This is a genomic window from Pseudomonas sp. Pseusp10 (assembly GCF_059492225.1).
The window spans coordinates 6265006-6283015 of the sequence record NZ_CP168528.1; the positions used below are offsets into that span (position 1 = coordinate 6265006).

Consider the following 18010-nt stretch of genomic DNA (forward strand, 5'->3'; position numbering starts at 1 on the left):
GTATTCGCCTCAAAGCACCAACGGACTACCCATGAAACTCTCCCTCTTCGCCCTGACGCTGGCCCTGCTGCCGGCCGGCCCACTGCTGGCCGACACCTTCGAACGCGATCAAGCCTTGAAGCTGCCCGACGTATTGATCAGCGCCAACCGCCAGGTCGAAGCGCGCAATGACAGCAGTGCCGCCAACACTGTATTCACCCGCGAAGACATCGATCGCCTGCAACCCGACAGCGTTACCGATCTGCTACGTCGGGTGCCGGGTGTGCAGGTTTCGCAAACGGGCGGGCGCGGCAGCCTTCCGGGTGTCTTCATCCGCGGCACCCAGTCGGCCCAGAGCCTGGTGTTGGTGGACGGCCAGCGCATCGGCAGCTCGACCTCCGGCGACAGCAATCTGCAACACATCAATATCGAGCAGGTCGAGCGCGTGGAAGTGCTGCGCGGCTCCCGTTCGGTAATTTATGGCAGTGATGCGATTGGCGGGGTGATCCAGATCTTCACCCGCCGTGGCGGCGAGCAAGGTCTGCAACCGCGTTTGCACACGGGTTTTGGCAGCAACCAGTCCCGGGAGCACAGCCTTGGCCTGTCCGGTGGTGATGAGCGAACCCGCTTCAACCTCGGCGCCAGCCTCGACGAAACCGCCGGGATCAATCGCACCCACGAGTCACACCCCAGCGACGGTGACCATGACGAGTATCGCAACCAGTCGTTCAGCCTGAGCTTGAGCCATGCCCTCGGCGATGACATCGAGATCGGCGCCAACGTGCTGGATAACCGTGGCAAGAGCGAGTTCGACAGCCCGTTCGGGGCAGTCCAACAGCAGCCCTACAACGAATTCGATGTGAGCAGTGTCAGCAATTACATCGACGCGCGCATCAATGAAGCATGGAAAACCCGTGTTGAACTCGGTCACAGTGAAAATCGCGAGAAGACCCTCGACAAGCTCAGCGATGAGCGCAGTGTTTTCAATACTTACCGCGATTCGGTGACTTGGCAGAACGACCTGACGCTCAACGAGCGCAACAGCCTGCTGCTGGGTGGCGACTGGTATGAAGACCGGGTCAACAGCAGCACGGCGTACGACGAGGAAAGCCGCTGGAACCGCGCCGCGTTTATCCAGCATCGCTTTCAGGCGGACAGTTTCTCCACGGAGCTGGGCCTGCGTCACGACGATAACCAGCAGTTCGGTAGCCAGAATACCTGGAGCGGCACCTTCACCCTGCCGCTGAACCCGGACAACGAAATGCTGCTGACCTACAGCGAAGGCTTCCGCGCACCGACGTTCAACGACCTGTACTACCCCGACTTCAGCAACCCGGACCTGAAGCCTGAAACCTCGAAAAGCTATGAGCTGCAATGGCGCAGCCAGTTGACCGAGAGCAGTCGTCTGGAGGCCTCGCTGTATCGCACCGACCTTGAAGACGCGATCATCTTCGGCAGCAACTCGCGCCCGGAGAACGTTGCCTCGGCGCGGATCAACGGTTTTGAAGCGGCATTGAAGCAGGAGTTGTTCGGCTGGCAGAGCAACCTTGGCGTGGCGATCATCGACCCGCGCGATCGCGACACTGGCCATACTCTGGCCCGTCGTGCGCGGCGCACCTTGAGCCTGGACCTGGATCGGCAATTCGATCGCCTGGGCCTCGGCGCCAGTTGGCAAGCGGTCAGCAGCAGCTATGACGACCTGAACAATCAACAGCCGCTCGGCGGTTATGCCTTGTTGGGACTGCGCAGCAGTTGGGAGCTCAATCGTGAAATCGAACTGGAGCTGAAGATCGATAACCTGCTGGACAAGGGTTACAGCCGGGCGTTGTATAGCTACCAAGGTAACCAGTTCGGGTATCGCGAGGAAGGTCGGGCGTGGATGTTCGGGGTAACGTGGACGCCGGAGATCTGATCCGAACCTTGTACTGTCTGGGCCAACCTCTTCGCGAGCAAGCCCGCTCCCACAGGTTTTCGATTTGCGATCAAAACAGAACCCTGTGGGAGCGAGCTTGCTCGCGATGAAGGCACCTCGGTCTCAGCGGTCTGGCGCAATCAAATGACAAAGCTTTGCAGTCGCCTCGACCATCTGCCCACTCGGCCGCTCCAACCCCTTGTCCGTGACCAGGCGCAATTGCCCTTGCGCCACCGCCGCCACCTGTGGCCAGGCTTTCCACGCATCAAGTTGCGCCTGATCGCTGGCCAGAATCACCTCGGGATTACGCTGCAACACGGCTTCCACACTGACTTGCGGTGCAGGCAGCGTCAGGTCGGCAAACACGTTGTGCGCGCCGCAGACTTCCAGCGCATCGCTGATGATCTGCTCGCCGCCGACGGTGTACAGCGGTCGATCCCACACCTGATAGAACACCCGTAATGGCTGATCCCGCCGATAGCGTTGGCGCAATTCATCCAGCCGCTGGCGTAGATCGGTGGCCAATGAAATTCCGCGTTCAGGTCGACTGAGCTGAGCGGCAATGGCCTCAATCTGCTCGGCGAGCTGGTCCAGGCTGTGGGGTTCGGCGACGTAGGTGGGAATATTCAGGCGCTTGAGCTGGTCGCGTTGGGCCGGGCCGACGCTACCGGGCCATAGCAGCAACAGATCGGGATTCAGGCTGAGCAGGCGTTCCATGTCCAACTGGCCATAGCGGCCAACGGACGGCAGGTTCTTGAGTTCGGCGGGGCGTTCACCGGCGTCCAGCACACCGACCAGGAGGTCGGCGGAACCCAGTTCAACGACAATTTCAGAGAGCGATGGTGCAAGGCTGACAACCCGCTCGACCGCGACAGCCGAGCCGCTGGCGGCCAACAGCAACACCGCCAGCCAGACCGCGCGCATCAACCGAGTTGACGCGGAATACGGTAGAGGTAGAACAGCACGACGGTCGACAGCGCCAGCAGCATCAGCGGCACCGCTTCGAGACCGACGAACACCGCCAGGGCACCGATCCAGGCCGGCAGACCGGCGGCAAGGAATGCCGTGCGACGCTTGGCTGCAAGACTGACCCAGGCGGCCGGTTCTTCAGGGGTATCGAGGGCTTTCTGGGTGGCGATCAGCGCGTGTTTGTAGGTACCGAAAAACTTCAGGCTGACAAACATCGAAGCGACACCGGCGATGAAAAACGGCATCGCCAACACCGGCAGGATGGCTTCGGCCTGGCCGAACACCACGTTGATCACCAACAGCGGCAACAAGGCCAGTGCCAGGTATTGCCACCAGTTGACGGACAGTCGCCGCCGCACCTGACCGCGGGTCACGCCCGGTCTACCTCGCCCTGATGCTCATTGCCCATCATGTGGTCGAGCTTGCTGGCCTTGGTCGCCAGGTAGAGTCGGTTATGCGGGTTGTGGCCGGTGTGCAGCGGCACGCGCTCGGCGACCGCGATCCCCATATCGGTCAAGGCTTTGACCTTGCGCGGGTTGTTGGTCATCAGGCGCAGTGACTTCACACCCAGGTGCTCCAGCATTGGCAGGCACATGGCGTAGTCACGCTGGTCGGCAGCAAAACCCAGGCGCTCGTTGGCTTCAACGGTATCGGCGCCACCGTCCTGCAGCTCATAGGCGCGGATCTTGTTCAGCAGACCAATGCCCCGGCCCTCCTGGCGCAGGTAGAGCAAAACACCACGACCTTCGCGGGCGATGGCCTGCAAGGCGGCCTCCAGTTGCGAGCCGCAGTCGCAACGCTGGCTGAACAAGGCATCGCCCGTCAGGCATTCGGAGTGCAACCGGCCGAGTACCGGGGCACCGTCGGCGAACTCACCCAGGCTCAGCACAACGTGCTCGCGGCCGGTGGCCTCATCGAGAAAGCCGTGCATGGTGAATTGCGCAAAAGGCGTTGGCAGCTTGGAAGCGGCGACAAAAACGACAGGCACCGGTGTGCTCCTGATCTAAAAGTCTGAAGATTCGCAGAGCCGGCATTGTAACAGCAGGTTCCGGAGGACGCTTAGGCTGAATTATCGGCGATAACTATCAATAAGTTTGATATGCGCCCTGACGACACTCTCCTGTGTAGGAGCGAGCTTGCTCGCGATGGAGTGTCAGCTATCTCGCTGTCGACTGACACTCCTTCGCGAGCAAGCTCGCTCCTACAGGGTTCTGTATCAGCCCTTCAGTTCGAATCAAACGGATACGGCTGTTTCCAGCGTTCAAAAATCGGTTTCAGCTCGCCGCTTTTCACCAGTTGCTCCATGCGCTGATCGAACAGGGCCATCAGGCTGCGCGCCTTCGGGGTCTTGGCGAAACACAGATACAGCGGCAACTCTGCAATATGGGTGCGCCGCAGCTGGGATGGATCCTTGGCGCGGTTGAGGACGTCATCGACTTCAGTCAGGGCATCGATATAGAAGTCGACGCGATTGTGGGTCAGCATCGACACGATGCCGGTACGCCGTATCACTTCGTCGAAGTGGCGCACATTGGGCAAGTAACGCTGGTAATCGTAGCCGCGGACCCAGGCCAGCCGATAATTGCCCAGGGTTTCCGGAGTGGGTACCGGACTGCTGGCCAGGCCCAAGGCATAGATGTGATCGGTGTCGAAGTTCCAGCGGGGATAGAGCACGCCCTCGGATTCGTCACGATAGTAACCGACGCAGGCATCGACCTCGGCACGTTCGGCCAGGCCCAGGGAGCGCAAGTAGGGCTCGGTGCGGATGTCGACCTTGACGCCCGCCGGCTCGAACACTTGCCGTAGCACTTCCCAACCCAGTCCATGACCGTCAGCAGCGGTGTAGTCTTCCCAGTCTTCGCTGGCCACATGAATCACCGACGGCGGCGTAGCCCCCCCTCCTCCCGCCTGGGCAAAAGAGCAAAACATCGCAAACGCCATCACCATCAAACCGCGTAAAGCCATCCCTGCTACCCCCCGATTAACCGCTATCCTGATTAACGCCGGGAAATCCCCGGTCAGGCGAAAAACCACACCAGTCCCTGCATTGCCAACCAGGCGAACACCCCGGCCAGGACATCATCGAGCATGATGCCGACACCGCCATGTACGTGCCGGTCAATCCAGCGAATCGGCCACGGCTTGAGGATGTCGAAGAAGCGGAACATCAAGAAGCCCGCGAGCAACCATTGCCAACCTTCCGGCACCAGCCACAGGGTGATCCACATCCCGACCATTTCGTCCCAGACGATGCCTTCATGGTCGTGTACCCGTAAATCGTCGGCCACTTTGCCGCACAGCCAGAAGCCGAACAGCATGGTGATGCCGAGCATCAGCCAGTAACCCCAGTCAGGCAGCATTTGCCACAACGGGATAAAAGGCAGCGCAACTAACGATCCCCAAGTGCCTGGCGCCTTTGGCAAGGTGCCCGAGCCGAAGCCGAACGCCAGGAAATGCCACGGATTACGCCAGACCGACGGCGGTACGAGTTCCGCCGGAACCTGTTTGGGATGATCTGTCACGGTGACTCCCGAAAATGTTGATAACCCCGATTTTGCGGGGTGATGTCTTTGCCGTCGGCGTCCAGCAGCCTTACGCCCAGCCCCGTCACTACTGTTCCAATCACATGGATCGGCCAGCCGTCGGCCAGCAATAGTGGTAACTCGACGGACGGTAAGGTGAAAACCAGGACGTAGTCATCGCCTCCGCTCAGGGCCGCCACCTGTGCATCCGCTTGACCGAGAAAGTCGACCAGGCTTTGCGACAGCGGTAAACGCTCCTGCTCGACTTCGATACCGACCTTCGAGGCCAGCGCGATATGCCCGCAATCAGCGAGCAAGCCGTCGGAGATATCCATTGCCGAAGTGGCCTTGCCCCGCAGCGCCTGACCCAGGCCAAGCTGCGGTTGCGGCGACCAGTAATGCGCCAGCAACGGCTCGGCAATGCTGGCTTCGGCCGTGCGCTGACCGAGCACCAAGGGCAAGGCACCGGCGGCATTGCCCAGGTCGCCACCGACACACAGCAGATCGCCCGGTTGTGCACCGCTGCGGGTCAACGCCAGACCGCCCGGCACACGCCCGAATACGGTCATGGTCAGGCTCAGCGGCCCACGGGTCGTGTCGCCACCCACCAGCGCCACGCCGCAGCTTTGCGCCATCTGGTTCAAACCACGGGCATAGGCTTGCAGCCAATCGGCGGTTACCGTCGGCAAGGTCAGGGCAAGGGTAAAGGCAACGGGGGTGGCGCCCATGGCAGCCAGGTCGCTGACGGCCACGGCCAGCGAACGCTGACCGAGCAGAAAGGGATCGCAGGGATCGGCGAAATGCACGCCGGCCACCAGCGTATCGGTAGAAATTGCCAACTGCTCCCCGGGAGGAACAGCCAGCAAGGCGCAGTCATCGCCGATCCCGAGGGCAACGCCTTCGCCGCCCTGCGCACAAGGCGCGGCGGCAAAGAAATTGCGGATCAGCTCAAACTCGCCCATTGGCAGCAACTCAAGCGCCGATCAGCGCTTGAACGCCTTCACTTCAGCTTCACGCAGACGCGGGGCCAGCTTGTCGAGCACACCGTTGACGAACTTGTGGCCATCGGTGGAACCGAAGACCTTGGCCAGTTCGATACCTTCGTTGATCACAACGCGGTACGGCACGTCGACGCGCTTGAGCAGTTCCCAGGTCGACAGGCGCAGAACCGCCAGCTCAACCGGGTCCAGCTCTTCGATGGTCAAGTCCAGGCAAGGCTTGAGTGCAGTGTCGATTTCGGTCTTGAACTGCGGAACCCCGTGCAGGATTTCGCGGAAGTACGCGCCGTCGACATCGGTGAAATCGTTATCGACCCGGAACTGCGCTTCGATCTCGTTCAGCGACTGCTTGGCCATATGCCATTGGTACAGCGCCTGAGTCGCGAGCTGACGGGCTTCGCGACGCTTGACGCTTTTCGATGGCTTGCCGGCATCCGCAGGCTTTGGATCGCGCGGGTTGAAACGATCGCTTTCGTCGCTAATCACTTGGCCTCCAACTGCGCCAGCAGGCTGACCATTTCCAGAGCGGACAGGGCAGCTTCGGCACCTTTGTTACCGGCCTTGGTGCCGGAACGTTCGATGGCTTGCTCGATGGAATCAACGGTCAGCACGCCGAATGCAACCGGTACGCCGAACTCCATGGACACCTGGGCCAGGCCCTTGGTGCATTCGCCAGCCACGTATTCGAAGTGCGGAGTGCCGCCACGAATGACTGCGCCCAGGGCGATGATTGCCGCGAACTCGCCCTTTTGAGCGACTTTCTGCGCAACCAGCGGGATTTCGAAGGCGCCAGGCGCGCGGATGATGGTGATGTCGCTTTCGCTTACGCCGTGGCGAACCAGGGCATCAACTGCACCGCTGACCAGGCTTTCAACGACGAAGCTGTTGAAACGGCCCACTACCAGAGCGTAGCGGCCTTTAGGGGCGATGAAGGTACCTTCGATGGTCTTCAGGGTCATTCGATAGATCTCTTAAAGAGCCGGGACGCGTCTTGTACGCGTCCCTCAGTGATTTATTTGCCGCGAATTCAGGACCGGAAACTGCCGGTCATTATTCGGAGGGCACGTATTCTACAACTTCCAGATCGAAACCGGATATCGCATTAAATTTCATCGGTGCCGACATCAGGCGCATTTTGCGCACGCCCAGGTCGCGCAGAATCTGCGAACCGGCACCCACAGTGCTGTAGGTGGTCGGCTTTTTCACCGCTGCGTGGTCCGCGGTTTCGCGGATATGCGCCAGCAACACGTCGCCATCGAGCGGGTGACCGAGCAACAGCACCACGCCGCTGCCGGCCTCGGCAACCGTGGCCATGGCGGCGCGCAGGCTCCAGCGGCCCGGTTGCTTGACCATCAACAGGTCACGCAGCGGGTCCATGTTGTGCACCCGGACCAGGGTCGGTTCTTCGGCGCAGACATTGCCCAGGGTCAGGGCCATGTGCACGTCGCCCTCCACCGAATCACGATAGGTCACCAGGTTGAATTGGCCCAGTTCGCTGTCCAGTGGCTGCTCGGCAATCCGCTGAACGGTACGTTCATGGATCATCCGGTAGTGAATCAGGTCGGCGATGGTGCCGATCTTGATGTCGTGTTCAGCTGCAAAAGCTTCCAGCTCGGCGCGACGGGACATGGTGCCGTCGTCGTTCATCACTTCGCAAATCACGCCGCTCGGCTCGAAACCGGCCATCCGCGCCAAGTCGCAGGCAGCTTCGGTGTGGCCAGCACGGGCCAATGTGCCACCAGCCTGGGCCATCAGCGGGAAGATGTGACCCGGGCTGACGATATCTTCAGCCTTGGCATCACGGGCGGCGGCAGCCTGCACGGTGCGCGCGCGGTCGGCAGCGGAAATGCCGGTGGTCACGCCGGTGGCGGCTTCGATGGACACGGTGAACTTGGTACCGAAACCGGAACCGTTGCGCGGCGCCATCAACGGCAGCTTGAGCAGTTCGCAACGCTCACGGCTCATCGGCATGCAGATCAGGCCACGGGCGTGCTTGGCCATGAAGTTGATGTGCTCGGGCTTGCAGCACTCTGCGGCCATGATCAGGTCGCCTTCGTTCTCGCGATCTTCGTCATCCATGAGGATGACCATCTTGCCTTGGCGGATGTCTTCAACCAGTTCTTCGATGCTATTGAGCGCCACAAGGCACCCCCTTGGGTCAGGATTTGAGGTAGCCGTTGGCGGCCAGAAAGCTTTCGGTAATGTTTCCGGATTTTGCAGGCTCTGCGGCCTTGTCGCCCAGCAGCAGGCGCTCCAGATAACGGGCCAGCAAGTCCACTTCCAGGTTCACCCGGCGACCAGGCTGATACGACGCCATGATGGTTTCGCTCAGGGTGTGAGGAATGATGGTCAGCAGGAACTCGGCGCCATCGACCGCGTTCACGGTCAGGCTGGTGCCGTCGACGGTGATCGAACCTTTATGGGCGATGTACTTGGCCAGTTCCTTCGGCGCACGAATGCGGAATTCCACGGCGCGCGCGTTTTCGGTACGGGCAACCACTTCGCCCACGCCATCGACGTGACCGCTGACCAGGTGCCCGCCGAGGCGAGTGGTCGGAGTCAGGGCTTTTTCCAGATTGACCGGGCTGCCGCTTTTCAGGTCGTTCATGGCAGTGCAGTCGAGGGTTTCGCGACTGACGTCCGCCGCAAAGCCGTTGCCCGGCAACTCAACGGCGGTCAGGCATACGCCGTTGACCGCGATGCTGTCGCCCAGCTTGACGTCGCTCAGGTCGAGCTTGCCGGTTTCGACGTGAACCCGCACATCACCGCCCTTTGGGGTCAATGCACGAATACTGCCGATGGATTCGATGATGCCGGTAAACATGAGGTTCTCCTCGAGAACAAAGCCAAAGCTTGCGCGATGGCCGGAAATTATACGCTCGCTGCTGGCAAAGGAATGGCGATGACTCGCCAGTCATCGCCAACGGCACGAATTTCGGTGATTTTCAGCTCCGGCGCATCCTTCATTTGCGCGAGCGGCCAGTCCAGCAGCGGCCGCGCCGAGGAACCCAGGAACTTGCCGGCGATGAAAATCTGGAACTCATCCACCAAACCCAACTGGGCAAAGGCACCCGCCAGACGCGGACCGGCCTCGACCAGCACTTCGTTGACCCCGCGAGCAGCCAATTCGACCAGCAGCTGACGCAAATCGACCTGGCCGTCGTAGCCGGGCACGATCAGGCATTCCGGACCGTTGGCATATTGCTCTTCCACCGCCACGCAGGTAGCGACCAGCGCCGGGCCGGCCTTGAAGAACGGTGCATCCAGCGGCACCCGCAGGCGACCGTCGATCAGCACACGCAACGGCGGACGGCTCATGGCCAGTGCAGTTTGCTCGGCGTCCAGACCCAGCTCATCGGCGCGTACGGTCAACCGCGCGTTGTCCGCCAGCACCGTGTCGGCGCCGGTCAGTACCACACTGGCCTGGGCGCGCAGGCGTTGCACCGCCGAACGTGCGGCCGGGCCGGTGATCCACTGGCTTTCGCCGCTTTCCATAGCCGTGCGCCCGTCCAGGCTCATCGCCAACTTGACCCGCACGAACGGCAAGCCGTGTTCCATGCGTTTCAGAAAGCCTTGGTTGAGCTTGCGCGCCTCGCTTTCCAGCACGCCGCTTTCGGTGGCGATACCCGCCTGGGCCAAACGCTGCAGACCGCGACCGGCGACTTCCGGGTTCGGGTCCTGCATCGCCGCGACCACGCGGGCCACACCGGCATTCACCAGCGCATCGGCACAGGGCGGCGTACGGCCGTGGTGGCTGCAAGGTTCAAGCGTCACATAAGCGGTAGCGCCACGAGCCTGCTCACCGGCGGCGCGCAGGGCGTGGACTTCGGCGTGGGGCTCGCCGGCGCGAACATGCCAGCCTTCGCCGACAATCTGCCCGCCCTGCACGATCACGCAACCGACCCGCGGATTGGGGTGTGTCGTGTAATGTCCCTTGTGCGCCAGTTCCAGGGCACGGGCCATGAAATGGGCGTCGAGGATGGCTTGTTCGGCAGGCGTGGTCATTCTTTCACCGGTTCACGGGCCAGGCGATCGATCTCTTCGCGGAACTCGTTGAGGTCCTGGAAGCGGCGATACACCGAAGCGAAGCGGATGTAGGCGACTTCATCGAGCTTCTGCAGCTCGGCCATCACCAACTCGCCGACCACGAGGGATTTGACCTCGCGTTCGCCGGTGGCACGCAGTTTGTGTTTGATGTGCACCAGCGACGATTCGAGGCGCTCGACGCTCACCGGGCGCTTTTCCAGCGCGCGCTGCATGCCGGCGCGGAGTTTTTCTTCGTCGAACGGCTGGCGACTGCCGTCGGTTTTGATCAGGCGCGGCAACACCAGTTCAGCCGTCTCGAACGTCGTGAAACGCTCGCCGCAGGCCAGGCATTCACGCCGGCGGCGCACCTGTTCGCCCTCGGCGACCAGACGCGAGTCGATGACCTTGGTGTCGTTGGCACCGCAGAAGGGACAGTGCATGGTGGCAGGCAACAAAAAAAGGGAGGGCCATGGTAGCGCATCCCGGTGGCAAGACAAGCCATAGGGTTTGCGGTATACAGACGGGATGATCACTTGATCCATGGAATTCAGCTTTATGGAGCCACCAATGTCGTTACGCCCGCTCGTTTTGCTCAGTGTTTTCAGCCTGCTGGTGGCTTGCGGCAGCGATGCACCCAAGCCTCAGCCGCCAACGCCAGGCCCGGCGCCGCAGCAAGCACAGAAGAAGGCCCGGGAGGCTGCCGAACTTGGCCCGCTGCCCGCGTATCAGCGCGAATTGAGCGGCACCTTGCTAGGTGTGCCGGCCGGCGCTGAAGTCGAGCTGGCGCTGCTGGTGATCGACGAAAAAGACCGCCCGCAACAATTACTCGCCAGTTCCAGCCTGATCGGCAACAACCAGGTGCTGCCGTTTCACCTGCGCTTCAATCCGGAATCCTTCCCGGTCGGTGCCCGTGTTGAACTGCGAGGCCGCGCCAGTCAGTCCGGCCAGTTGATCCTGCACCTGCCGTCGCAGCTGATTACCCAGCCGACCACCCAGGCCCTGGGCCAACTGCAATTCGTCAAAGCCCCATGAGTGCACCGCTCGACCTGCAACGGGCCCTGGCTGAATTGCTCGGCGATGCACAACTGGTGGCCTGCCCGTTGCCGGAAACCGACTTGCAGCTGTGGCTGATCGACGGCGACAACATGGACCGCGCCTTCAGCCCGGAAGAAACCCGGCGCATCCTGCATGAACCACCGTACTGGAGTTTCTGCTGGGCAAGCGGCCTGGCCGTGGCCCGTTATCTGGCCGCAAACCCACATTGGGTCGAAGGCAAGCGGGTACTGGATTTCGGCGCGGGTTCCGGCGTGGCGGGGATTGCCGCTGCCAAGGCCGGCGCGTTGGAAGTGCTGGCCTGCGACCTCGACCCGCTGGCGATTACCGCGTGCCGGGCGAATGCCGAACTCAATGATGTACAGCTCAATTACTCGACGGACTTTTTCGCCGAGGCCGATCGCTTCGATCTGATCCTGGTGGCGGATGTGTTGTACGACCGGGCGAACCTGCCGCTGCTCGACCAGTTCCTCAGTCGCGGCCGTGAGGCGCTGGTGGCGGACTCAAGAGTGCGGGATTTTCGCCATCCGTTGTATCGGCGCATCGAAATGCTTGAAGCCATGACCCTGCCGGATCTGGCCGAGCCCCACGAGTTTCGGCATGTGAGCCTGTACCACGCGCAGCGCTAGCCAAGAGCTTCGCGAGCAAGCCCACAGGGGATTTATGCACGACATAGATCCAGTGTGGGAGCGAGCTTGCTCGCGATGGCGGTTTATCAGACAACCAAAGACCAACTGCCACCCCGCTTCCGGCGCGCCCCCACCAAGCCGTATAGTTGCCCCATTCACGCTTCTACGAGATTGCCCATGAGTCAGGAAACGCCGTACATCTTCGACGCCACGACTGCCGATTTCGACCAGTCGGTGATCGAGAACTCTTTCCACAAGCCGGTGCTGGTGGATTTCTGGGCCGAATGGTGCGCGCCCTGCAAAGTGCTGATGCCAATGTTGCAGAGCATTGCCGAGAGTTATCAGGGTGAGTTGCTGCTGGCCAAGGTCAACTGTGACATCGAGCAAGACATCGTCGCCCGCTTCGGCATCCGCAGCCTGCCGACCGTGGTGCTGTTCAAGGACGGCCAGCCTGTCGACGGCTTTGCCGGTGCCCAGCCTGAATCCGCCGTCCGCGCCCTGCTCGAACCCCATGTGCAGATGCCGCCACCGGCCGCTGCCGATCCGTTCGAACAGGCCCAGGTGCTGTTCGACGACAGCCGCTTTGCCGATGCCGAAGCCCTGCTCAAAGTGCTGCTGGGTGAAGACAACACCAACGCCAAGGCGCTGATCCTGTACGCCCGCTGCCTGACCGAGCGCGGTGAACTGGGCGAAGCGCAAGCCGTGCTGGATGCGGTCAAGAGCGACGAACACAAGGCTGCGCTGGCCGGTGCCAAGGCGCAGATCAAGTTTCTCGGTTTGGCGAGGGACTTGCCGGATGCCGCCGACCTGAAGGCCCGGCTGGCGAAAAATCCCCAGGACGATGAAGCGGTTTATCAACTGGCCATCCAGCAACTGGCCCGTCAGCAGTACGACGCCGCGCTGGACGCATTGCTCAAGCTGTTCATCCGCAACCGCAGCTACAGCGAAGGTTTGCCGCACAAGACCTTGCTGCAGGTGTTCGAGTTGCTGGGCAATGATCATCCGTTGGTCAGCACGTACCGTCGTAAATTGTTTGCCGCGCTGTACTAATCGCCACCTTGTAGGAGCGAGCTTGCTCGCGATGGGCGTCAACGATAATGAGGGCTACCTGTATGACCGCGGTGCCCTGACGCCCTTCGTCGGAACGCCGCCCGGAGCAAGCTCGCTCCTACAACAGCCAGCGGTACAACGGTGTATCGCCGCCGCTTTCCACCTTCACATCCGCACAATGGCGCAAACGCACCAGCAGGCGTTTGCCCGCCGCCGCGCTGCCGGTCAGGCCTTCTAGTTGATCGAGCAGATCCGGCCCGCTGAGTTGCCCTGCCTTGCGCAACAAATCCCTGGCTATCTGCCACAGCGCATCATCCTGATTCAGCGGTTTCGCCGCCGGCGCGCTGACTGCGGGTTTTTCCACCTGCAACTGCGCCCCTAGTCGCGCCCAGTCTGCGTCGTCCATCTCCAGAGTCAAATCCACCGGCCAGTCGCCGATGCTTCCGCGAATTCGCAACATAGGTCTGCTCCTGCACATTTCTTCCCAGCATGCTCCCATGGGACTTGTGCAACGCCAAGCAGACAGTCAAACTCTGCTCGATTACGTTATAAGATTACATAACAAATTCTTCATTTTACTTTTCGGAGACTCGCCATGCGCCGTCTGCTTCTCGCCCTGCCGTTTGCCATGTTGCCGCTGGTTGTCGCCCATGCTGCCGACGAACACGATCATGAGCATGGCAGCCTGGGTGCCCACGAACATGGCGTGGGGCGCCTGAATGCCGTGTTGGACGGCAAGACCCTGGAGCTGGAGCTGGAAAGTCCGGCCATGAACCTGGTGGGTTTCGAACACGTCGCCACCAGCGATGCCGACAAAGCCAAAGTCGTCGCCGCACGTACCCGGCTTGAGCAACCCCTGGCCTTGTTCAACCTGCCGAAAGCCGCCGGTTGCGTGGTGGAAAACCAGGAACTGGAAAGCCCGTTGTTCGGTGACCAGCCCGATGCCGACGATGACCACGATGAAGACGCCAAGGACGAAGACGGCCACGAACATCACCATGATCACAGCGAAATCCACGCTCGCTATCAGTTCACCTGCGCCACGCCAGACGCGTTGAAGACCCTGGACCTGGCGAACATTTTCAACACGTTCCCGGCCACCCGGAAAATTCAGGTACAACTGATCGGCCCGAGCGGGCAGCAAGGCGTTGAAGTGACGGCCAAGGCGGCTGCACTGAAATTCTGAACTCACCGAAGATCCCTGTAGGAGCGAGCTTGCTCGCGAAGGTGGTCAGTCGACATCGACGTAGCTGACACTCCATCGCGAGCAAGCTCGCTCCTACAAGGGTTCACCACCAACCTGACCGGTTTCACATGACCCAAGCACTCATCGAACTGTCCGACCTGGGCTTCAGTTGGCCCGGTCAACCGCCACTGCTGGACATCCCGGCGTTTCGCCTGGAGCGCGGGGAAACCCTGTTCCTCAAAGGCCCCAGCGGCAGCGGCAAGACCACCCTGCTCGGCCTGCTCGGCGGCGTGCAAAAGCCTGATCGCGGCAGCATCCGCCTGCTCGGCCAGGAGCTGACCGAACTGTCGGCCGGCGCCCGCGACCACTTTCGCGTCGATCACACCGGCTACATTTTCCAGCAGTTCAACCTGCTGCCGTTTCTGTCGGTGCGCGAGAACGTCGAACTGCCCTGCCATTTCTCGAAACTGCGCGCCGAACGGGCAAAACAACGCCACGGCAGCGTCGACAAAGCGGCCGCCACGCTACTCGCCCACCTGGGTCTGAAGGATGAAAACATCCTCGGTCGCCGCGCCGATTCGCTGTCCATCGGCCAACAACAACGGGTCGCCGCTGCCCGCGCGCTGATCGGTCAACCGGAACTGGTGATCGCCGACGAGCCGACCTCGGCCCTCGATTACGACGCCCGCGAGAACTTCATTCGCCTGCTGTTCGCCGAGTGCCGCGAAGCCGGGTCGAGCCTGTTGTTCGTCAGCCATGACCAGAGCCTGGCGCCGCTGTTCGACCGCAACCTGTCGCTGGCCGAACTCAATCGCGCCGCCATCCTGTCCGAGGTTTGAGATGTATTTGTTTCGTCTAGCCATGGCCAGCCTGGCTAACCGCCGGTTCACCGCGATCCTCACTGCGTTCGCCATCGCCCTGTCGGTGTGCCTGCTACTGGCGGTGGAGCGCGTGCGCACCGAAGCCAAGGCCAGTTTCGCCAGCACCATCAGCGGCACCGACCTGATCGTCGGTGCCCGCTCAGGCTCGGTGAACCTGCTGCTGTACTCGGTGTTCCGCATCGGCAACGCCACCAACAACATTCGTTGGGACAGCTTCGAACACTTCGCCAACAACCCGAAAGTGAAGTGGGCGATCCCGATATCCCTCGGCGATTCCCATCGCGGCTACCGGGTGATGGGCACCACCGAAGCCTACTTCGAGCATTACCAATACGGCCGCCAGCAACACCTGGAGCTGGCTGTTGGCCGGGCCTTCGCCACCGACCCGTTCGAAGTGGTGCTCGGTGCCGAAGTAGCCGATGCGCTGCACTACAAACTCGGCGACAAACTGGTGCTGGCCCACGGCGTGGCAGCGATCAGCCTGGTCAAGCACGACGACAAGCCGTTCACCGTGGTCGGCATTCTCAAGCGCACTGGCACCCCGGTGGATCGCACGCTGCACATCAGCCTCGGCGGCATGGAAGCGATTCACATCGACTGGCACAACGGCGTGCCGGCCCGTGGCGAGGGTCGCATCACGGCCGATCAGGCGCGCAACATGGACCTGACGCCGCAAGCGATCACCGCGTTCATGCTCGGCCTCAACAACAAGATTTCGACCTTTGCCCTGCAGCGCGAAATCAACGAATTCCGCGGCGAACCGATGCTGGCGATCCTGCCGGGCGTGGCGCTGCAAGAGCTATGGAGCTTGATGGGCACGGCAGAAAAAGCCTTGTTCGTGGTCTCGCTGTTTGTGGTGTTGACTGGTTTGATCGGCATGCTCACGGCCATTCTCACCAGCCTCAACGAGCGACGCCGGGAGATGGCGATCCTGCGTTCGGTGGGCGCACGACCCTGGCACATCGCGACGTTGCTGGTGCTGGAAGCCTTTGCCCTGGCGCTGTCGGGTGTGATTGCTGGCGTGGCGTTGCTGTATGTGTGCATCGCGGCGGCCCAGGGTTATGTGCAGGCCAATTACGGCCTGTACCTGCCACTGTCCTGGCCCAGCGAGTATGAATGGACACTGCTCGGTGGCATCCTGATCGCCGCCCTGCTGATGGGCAGCGTGCCGGCCTGGCGCGCCTATCGCCAATCCTTGGCCGATGGCCTGTCGATCCGCTTATGAGGACGTTGAAAATGCCCCGCGCTGTAATTGCGCTGTTGATGCTGGTTGCCCTGCCCCTGTGGGCGGCCCAGCCAAAAGACCTGACCTGGTCGGAGATGATTCCGCCGGATGCGCCGAAAGAAGTACCGAACATGACGCCGCTGCACGACCTGTCGCAGATGAGCAACGCGCTGTCGGCCGAGTCGGCACCCGCCGCCAGGCAGGAAATGCCCAATGCACCGGTGGTCAAGGCCCTCGATGGCCAGAACATTCGCCTGCCGGGCTACATCGTGCCACTGGAAGTGAGCGAGGAAGGACGCACCACGGAGTTTCTGCTGGTGCCGTATTTCGGAGCCTGCATTCATGTGCCGCCACCGCCGTCGAACCAGATCGTGCACGTCAAAAGCGAAGTCGGCGTGAAGCTCGACGAGTTGTATCAGCCTTACTGGATCGAAGGCGCGCTACAGGTCAAGGCATCCACCAGCGAGTTGGCGGATGCCGGGTATCAGATGGAGGCGGACAAGATTTATCTGTATGAATTGCCGGAGTGAAACCGGTAGTCATGGGTTGCTTGAAAGTCAGTCATCGCGAGCAAGCTCGCTCCCACACTTGATCTGTGTCTCGACTCAAATCCCCTGTGGGAGCGACGGTGCGGCGATCCGACTTGCTCGCGATGAGGCCATCAGCAACACCACAAAAACCACTCCCTTGCCACATTCATTGAGCTGCATCAAAAGACTGATTCGTTAGGCACCTTACCATTGGACATCGAACATTTTTAACGTCCTCTGGAGCCCCCATGAACAAGTCCATGCTCAGCGCTACGCTGGTTGCCCTCGCGCTCGCAGCCCCGCTCGCCCACGCCCACGAGGCCGGTGACATCATCCTTCGTGCGGGCGCCATCACCGTTAATCCAAAGGCCGACAGCTCCAGCGTGAAGGTCGATCAGGGTCCGCTGGCCGGTACCAACCTGGGCGGCAAGGCGACCATGGACAGCGACACGCAGCTGGGCCTGAACTTCGCCTACATGCTCACCAACAACTGGGGGATCGAACTGCTCGCCGCCACTCCGTTCGAGCATGACGTGAAACTCAAAGGCACCGCCCTGCCGGCTGCCAACGGCAAACTCGGCTCCCTGAAACACCTGCCGCCAACCCTGAGCGTGGTCTACTACCCGCTGGATTCGAAGTCAGCTTTCCAGCCGTACGTCGGCGGTGGCATCAACTACACCTGGATCTACGACGAAAACCTCAGCAGCGAAGCCAAGTCCGCCGGCTTCAGCAACTTCAAGGCGAAGAATTCCTGGGGCCTGGCCTGGCAGGTCGGTGCCGACTACATGCTGACCGACAACATCCTGCTCAACGCCCAAGTGCGCTACATCGACATCGACACCCGCGCCACCGTTGAAAACAACTCAATTGCACCGGGCACCCGCGCCAAGGTCAACGTCGACGTCGATCCGTTTGTGTACATGGTCGGCCTGGGCTACAAGTTCTGATAGAACGTTCACGTGGTGGTGAATGAGGCTGTTGTGGCGAGGAGCTTGCTCCCTCGCCACAGAAATTACACAAGCTGCAAGTAAATTCCGGCCGTGAAAAAGG

General features: G+C 61.4%; 22 protein-coding genes. 9 read left to right on the plus strand and 13 right to left on the minus strand.

Annotated elements, in window-relative coordinates:
• Positions 1-31 precede the first annotated feature (31 nt).
• On the plus strand, positions 32-1891 hold the full coding sequence (locus tag ACEN8Z_RS28500) for a TonB-dependent receptor domain-containing protein (protein ID WP_495596364.1): 1860 nt from the start codon (positions 32-34) through the stop codon (positions 1889-1891).
• A gap of 123 nt (positions 1892-2014) precedes the next feature.
• Here ACEN8Z_RS28500 and ACEN8Z_RS28505 read toward each other — a convergent pair whose 3' ends face one another.
• The 12 genes from ACEN8Z_RS28505 to nrdR all read right to left on the minus strand — a co-directional run bounded on the left by ACEN8Z_RS28505 (position 2015) and on the right by nrdR (position 10846).
• Complete coding sequence (locus tag ACEN8Z_RS28505) at positions 2015-2815, minus strand: cobalamin-binding protein (protein ID WP_495596365.1); 801 nt, start codon at positions 2813-2815, stop codon at positions 2015-2017.
• The gene (locus ACEN8Z_RS28510) at positions 2815-3234 is read right to left on the minus strand and encodes an MFS transporter (protein WP_495596366.1); all 420 of its coding nucleotides are present in this window, start codon (positions 3232-3234) and stop codon (positions 2815-2817) included. Before ACEN8Z_RS28510 ends, ACEN8Z_RS28505 begins: the two co-directional genes overlap by 1 nt.
• A complete protein-coding gene (gene ribA, locus ACEN8Z_RS28515) occupies positions 3231-3848 on the minus strand; it encodes a GTP cyclohydrolase II (protein WP_007984463.1) in 618 nt (205 codons plus the stop codon). The genes ACEN8Z_RS28510 and ribA overlap by 4 nt, the downstream gene beginning before the upstream one ends.
• Positions 3849-4084: 236 nt before the next feature.
• Positions 4085-4825, minus strand: a complete 741-nt coding sequence (locus ACEN8Z_RS28520; RefSeq protein WP_495596367.1) for a substrate-binding periplasmic protein — start codon at positions 4823-4825, stop codon at positions 4085-4087.
• 53 nt (positions 4826-4878) lie between these two features.
• On the minus strand, positions 4879-5382 hold the full coding sequence (locus ACEN8Z_RS28525) for a phosphatidylglycerophosphatase A family protein (protein ID WP_495596368.1): 504 nt from the start codon (positions 5380-5382) through the stop codon (positions 4879-4881).
• On the minus strand, positions 5379-6344 hold the full coding sequence (gene thiL, locus ACEN8Z_RS28530; protein WP_495596369.1) for a thiamine-phosphate kinase: 966 nt from the start codon (positions 6342-6344) through the stop codon (positions 5379-5381). Before thiL ends, ACEN8Z_RS28525 begins: the two co-directional genes overlap by 4 nt.
• Before the next feature lie 21 nt (positions 6345-6365).
• Positions 6366-6866, minus strand: a complete 501-nt coding sequence (nusB, locus tag ACEN8Z_RS28535) for a transcription antitermination factor NusB (protein WP_008000432.1) — start codon at positions 6864-6866, stop codon at positions 6366-6368.
• Positions 6863-7339: a 6,7-dimethyl-8-ribityllumazine synthase gene (gene ribH, locus ACEN8Z_RS28540; RefSeq protein ID WP_003228649.1), complete on the minus strand. Its 477-nt coding sequence runs from the start codon at positions 7337-7339 to the stop codon at positions 6863-6865. Before ribH ends, nusB begins: the two co-directional genes overlap by 4 nt.
• 91 nt (positions 7340-7430) lie before the next feature.
• Positions 7431-8522, minus strand: a complete 1092-nt coding sequence (gene ribBA / locus ACEN8Z_RS28545) for a bifunctional 3,4-dihydroxy-2-butanone-4-phosphate synthase/GTP cyclohydrolase II (RefSeq protein ID WP_007984459.1) — start codon at positions 8520-8522, stop codon at positions 7431-7433.
• A gap of 16 nt (positions 8523-8538) precedes the next feature.
• Positions 8539-9204, minus strand: coding sequence for a riboflavin synthase (locus tag ACEN8Z_RS28550; protein ID WP_008000433.1), 666 nt, complete (start codon positions 9202-9204; stop codon positions 8539-8541).
• A gap of 47 nt (positions 9205-9251) precedes the next feature.
• Complete coding sequence (gene ribD / locus ACEN8Z_RS28555; RefSeq protein ID WP_495596370.1) at positions 9252-10385, minus strand: bifunctional diaminohydroxyphosphoribosylaminopyrimidine deaminase/5-amino-6-(5-phosphoribosylamino)uracil reductase RibD; 1134 nt, start codon at positions 10383-10385, stop codon at positions 9252-9254.
• Positions 10382-10846 (minus strand): transcriptional regulator NrdR, encoded by a 465-nt coding sequence (gene nrdR / locus ACEN8Z_RS28560; protein ID WP_003228656.1) that lies wholly within the window; start codon positions 10844-10846, stop codon positions 10382-10384. The genes ribD and nrdR overlap by 4 nt, the downstream gene beginning before the upstream one ends.
• Positions 10847-10973: 127 nt before the next feature.
• Here nrdR and ACEN8Z_RS28565 point away from each other — a divergent pair, with 127 nt between their 5' ends.
• The 3 genes from ACEN8Z_RS28565 to trxA all read left to right on the plus strand — a co-directional run bounded on the left by ACEN8Z_RS28565 (position 10974) and on the right by trxA (position 13138).
• Positions 10974-11438: a hypothetical protein gene (locus tag ACEN8Z_RS28565; RefSeq protein WP_495596371.1), complete on the plus strand. Its 465-nt coding sequence runs from the start codon at positions 10974-10976 to the stop codon at positions 11436-11438.
• Entirely contained in the window at positions 11435-12088 is a 654-nt protein-coding gene (locus ACEN8Z_RS28570; RefSeq protein ID WP_495596372.1) for a class I SAM-dependent methyltransferase, read from the plus strand. Before ACEN8Z_RS28565 ends, ACEN8Z_RS28570 begins: the two co-directional genes overlap by 4 nt.
• 177 nt (positions 12089-12265) lie before the next feature.
• On the plus strand, positions 12266-13138 hold the full coding sequence (gene trxA / locus ACEN8Z_RS28575) for a thioredoxin (RefSeq protein WP_495596373.1): 873 nt from the start codon (positions 12266-12268) through the stop codon (positions 13136-13138).
• 118 nt (positions 13139-13256) lie between these two features.
• Here trxA and ACEN8Z_RS28580 read toward each other — a convergent pair whose 3' ends face one another.
• Positions 13257-13598, minus strand: coding sequence for a hypothetical protein (locus tag ACEN8Z_RS28580; protein ID WP_495596374.1), 342 nt, complete (start codon positions 13596-13598; stop codon positions 13257-13259).
• Positions 13599-13733: 135 nt separating this feature from the next.
• Between ACEN8Z_RS28580 and ACEN8Z_RS28585 the strand changes: the two genes are divergently transcribed.
• The 5 genes from ACEN8Z_RS28585 to ACEN8Z_RS28605 all read left to right on the plus strand — a co-directional run bounded on the left by ACEN8Z_RS28585 (position 13734) and on the right by ACEN8Z_RS28605 (position 17907).
• Positions 13734-14324: a DUF2796 domain-containing protein gene (locus tag ACEN8Z_RS28585; protein WP_495596375.1), complete on the plus strand. Its 591-nt coding sequence runs from the start codon at positions 13734-13736 to the stop codon at positions 14322-14324.
• Between the two features lie 128 nt (positions 14325-14452).
• Positions 14453-15163 carry an ABC transporter ATP-binding protein gene (locus ACEN8Z_RS28590; RefSeq protein ID WP_495596376.1) on the plus strand — a complete coding sequence of 237 codons (711 nt, stop codon included), beginning with the start codon at positions 14453-14455 and terminating at the stop codon, positions 15161-15163.
• A gap of 1 nt (position 15164) precedes the next feature.
• Positions 15165-16430 (plus strand): ABC transporter permease, encoded by a 1266-nt coding sequence (locus tag ACEN8Z_RS28595; RefSeq protein WP_495596377.1) that lies wholly within the window; start codon positions 15165-15167, stop codon positions 16428-16430.
• A gap of 11 nt (positions 16431-16441) precedes the next feature.
• Positions 16442-16960 carry a DUF3299 domain-containing protein gene (locus ACEN8Z_RS28600; RefSeq protein ID WP_495596378.1) on the plus strand — a complete coding sequence of 173 codons (519 nt, stop codon included), beginning with the start codon at positions 16442-16444 and terminating at the stop codon, positions 16958-16960.
• Between the two features lie 248 nt (positions 16961-17208).
• Positions 17209-17907, plus strand: coding sequence for an OmpW/AlkL family protein (locus tag ACEN8Z_RS28605; protein WP_495596379.1), 699 nt, complete (start codon positions 17209-17211; stop codon positions 17905-17907).
• The last annotated feature ends 103 nt before the right edge of the window (positions 17908-18010 follow it).